Genomic DNA, 3,267 nt, shown 5'->3' with positions numbered 1-3,267 from the left:
ACTTTTTGGGTTCACTTCAGAAACAGTGGAGTGTTTATTTACATTATCAAATGGCATTTGATTCACTCATTGCTGGGAGCAAATTTTTATATATACGCCTTTTTCTATCGTTTGCTTTGCTTGTTCTGTCAGTGCCTTCGTACTAGCTGACAAGTTGGATACGGGAACAAGTTGACCCGAAACGACAACAAGTGGGTCAATGAGGCGCGGTTTTGTTGTTTGATGGGCGTCAAAACAAGATGGCGTTCCTTTTTCAACTTTGCTGTTCAGCAGCGTATGCAGCATAGACGCAATGCTACTATCGCCAGAGGCTTTTAATAAGCGAATTACATCTGCATCTTCTTTCAGAAAATCTTCTATAGTCAACACATCTTTTTCCAAAGCAAGCTTTAATGTTTTTGCAAGTTGATCATTTCCAAACATATTAAGCGGGTTCATAAAAAATCCAATAACCTCTTTATAATACGTGTTCACAAACCATTCTGCCGCTGACTGATCGCTGCAAACCATCTTTCCGTCTACAGTCACAAGGTGGTCTAAAAAACGATGGACTTCTTGTAATGTGATATGACCGTAAGCATATAAGTCACGCAATGTATAATCAACACGATCCGCACATAAATGCGGGGCGGGTTGTTCCAGTAACGTCCACTGGCTGTCATCAAGTAAAATCTTTTCCCAGTCTAATCCAGCTTTCGTCAAAATGCCAGGGATTGACGATCGAGCAACGATCTGTTCATAAATCGTTTCGTGATAATTTTCTTCTTTATGCCCTAGGACATAATCAATAACATGGGAAAATGCTGTATGTGAGACGTCATGTAATAAAGCTGCTATTTGTTCTTCCAATGAACCTCCGAGTTTATTCACAAGCAACATCGTGCCGACTGAATGGTCATACCGTGTGTTGTTCCAATTTGAATTTACAAGATAGCTAGCGCCCCCTTGATAAATTCCTTTTAATCGTTGCATTGGCTCGCTGTAAATGAGTTCTAATAGGACACCGTCAATTTTAAACTCGCCGTAGATGGCATCGTTAAGCTGTAAAGTCATTGTTTTTCTCCTTTCGCTATACATATTATGTGTGTCAGCCAAAACCGGTTGGCCAACCGCTTATACTAGGCTAGTTTCATAAGCCTATACATATAAACGTCATTTCTTGTTTGTACGATAATGGAGGCATGTATGACAGCCAATGTTAATCAATACAAGAACAAACTCGCTCTTGTGCTCATTACCATCCACTGGAGATGTATCCCCAATGCCTGCTGCAAATGTTTTAGAAAGTGCCTCATAATAACATTATACCGCTTTTGTTGTGGAATCTGTTTTGGCGTAATCTAGGCCGCTGACAAATAATATACACCTCTCTTTCATAAATAAAAAAATGTGCTCCAGTATGGAAGATACCATTCTATTACAGGAAGAGCAAGTGGGATGTTACGGATAGCAACACTTCCAACTCACAATTCAGTGAAAGAAAAGAAGTGAGGTGGGAGGAATCGCTTATGAGATTGATGCAAGCGAAAGCAGCTGTATACTCTTATTGGGAAGTAATGAACCAATTATATGAAGAGCGGATAAAGTCATCTATTGTTACTCATGCAAAGAAAGAGAGCGTATTTAAATGCTCTCTTTTTATTTCTAAAATTATGAATCATAATTCTAAATGATTAACAAGTAAGTATCTCATTTAAAGTGTTGGCGAAGAAATTCGTTTTTTTGTTTTTGGAACGATAATAAATTTGATAAAAAGTATGCTCACTATAACAGTTGAAAGAACCGGCAAAAACTCCAGTAGTGAGGCGAATAAAGTAATAGAAAATACCACTAGTTGAACGATTGCTAATGAAAATACAAGAGTGAGAAATTGATTGATTCGTGTGTCGTGTGAAATCGGGTATAATGTCACAATATTATTTCCCAAAAAATATTTCCATAAGGAGCGCAATTGCATAGAAGTCATATATAAGAGACAGCAAGTAATAGCGCCTTTTGTAAATACATTCGGTACGAAATATAAAATGAAAGAACCAATGATCGTTAATCGAATATATATACCGAAATAATCATTTGCACGTAAAAATGATAAAGTGTTCAAATATAAAAAAGTAGATTGGTTTTTATGTAAGATAGGTTCTAGCCAAGTTGTGAGCCATTTTCTTTGTTTTACTTGCTTTTTCAGCTGCGGGACATCGGTGAAAAAGTTTGCAAATTGATAAAAGTGCATGTCCATTATTTCTTCTTGTTCAATGATATATTCCCAACCGATTCGTTTTGTCGGTTGTTTTACTGTATAAACAAATATCAAAATCAGAAGTACTAGCATAGCTCCTAATAGAAAGACTGATACAGATTGAAAAAGCATGTAAAGAACCAGCGCAGTGCAAGCGAATCGAATGATAAACCAAATGTGGCTGCTATCATGATCACACCATATCCAATTGATATATAAGTTCCAACCTTTTAGTAACATTAAAATGCAAAAGATTGTACATAAGAATGGAACAGTTGTCTGTAATGTTTGCATTGCTAGTGGTGTAAGGATTAGAAACGTAAATAACAATGGAAATAGCTGTATGACATAATTATATAGAAGAGATTGTTTGAAATAAGGTGCTAATTTCTCTTCCAGTGCTAGTAAATAGACAGCGTCAGGTTTTTGGATAAAAGTACGGATTTTACATCTCATTATAATGATTGTAAGTACAGTTATGATGAGTAATAATGAAATTCCTTTAGAAGGGGATGTTTTAAGAAACTTTGCGTAATAATATGCGCCCACGCATGAAATAAAGATGAAGCTATATAATAAACCACTAATCATTCGAAAAAAATATGTAAGAATGTTTTGTATATGTTTTTGGAAACGATCGCTCCATAGTGTTTCAATTGACATGTTTTTCACCTCTACTTTCCATTATAAAGGTTTCTTGTTGATACCAAAATATATAAAGTGAAACTTTAATCAGTGGGATTTTTTCATCCCCCGGTTAAAAAACAAGGTTTTAGTTGATTTTTGAATGGGTATGTATACACAAGTGTTTTTCAGCATACAAGTTGCTGCTATGAAAACAATAAGAGACATCCACTCATTTTCTCCCTTTGTTTTTAACTTGGCATGGGGCTAAAAAAGGCCCTAACCGCTTCTATGCATGGTCGGATGCTCTCTTCCACCTAAAAAAGTGGTTTAGTTATTATGGATTTAAATAAAAACGAACAAATTGCGTTAAGCAACTGAAGTGATCCCTAAAAGTTAGACACGGT

General features: G+C 35.9%; 3 protein-coding genes. 1 reads left to right on the top strand and 2 read right to left on the bottom strand.

The annotated features are described in order from the left end of the window. Window positions 1-66 precede the first annotated feature (66 nt). Window positions 67-1,053 (bottom strand): HD domain-containing protein, encoded by a 987-nt coding sequence (locus CN373_RS22320; RefSeq protein WP_098360172.1) that lies wholly within the window; start codon window positions 1,051-1,053, stop codon window positions 67-69. A gap of 455 nt (window positions 1,054-1,508) precedes the next feature. Here CN373_RS22320 and CN373_RS25655 point away from each other — a divergent pair, with 455 nt between their 5' ends. Continuing rightward, complete coding sequence (locus CN373_RS25655; protein WP_165771904.1) at window positions 1,509-1,673, top strand: hypothetical protein; 165 nt, start codon at window positions 1,509-1,511, stop codon at window positions 1,671-1,673. Between the two features lie 20 nt (window positions 1,674-1,693). Here the strand turns inward: CN373_RS25655 and CN373_RS22315 are convergent, their stop codons facing one another. Beyond that, window positions 1,694-2,899, bottom strand: coding sequence for an ABC transporter permease (locus CN373_RS22315; protein ID WP_098360171.1), 1,206 nt, complete (start codon window positions 2,897-2,899; stop codon window positions 1,694-1,696). Window positions 2,900-3,267: the final 368 nt, after the last annotated feature.

It is taken from the genome of Bacillus cereus (assembly GCF_002561295.1).
Lineage (GTDB): Bacteria > Bacillota > Bacilli > Bacillales > Bacillaceae_G > Bacillus_A > Bacillus_A cereus_S.
The sequence above is the reverse complement of the archived record's forward strand: the minus strand, read 5'-3'. Positions and strand labels throughout refer to the sequence as shown.

Bases quoted from the DNA above. Each gene is read 5' to 3' on its own strand.
- CN373_RS22320 (WP_098360172.1), bottom strand. From the start codon at position 1,053: ATGACTTTACAGCTTAACGATGCCATCTACGGCGAGTTTAAAATTGAC.
- CN373_RS25655 (WP_165771904.1), top strand. From the start codon at position 1,509: ATGAGATTGATGCAAGCGAAAGCAGCTGTATACTCTTATTGGGAAGTA.
- CN373_RS22315 (WP_098360171.1), bottom strand. From the start codon at position 2,899: ATGTCAATTGAAACACTATGGAGCGATCGTTTCCAAAAACATATACAA.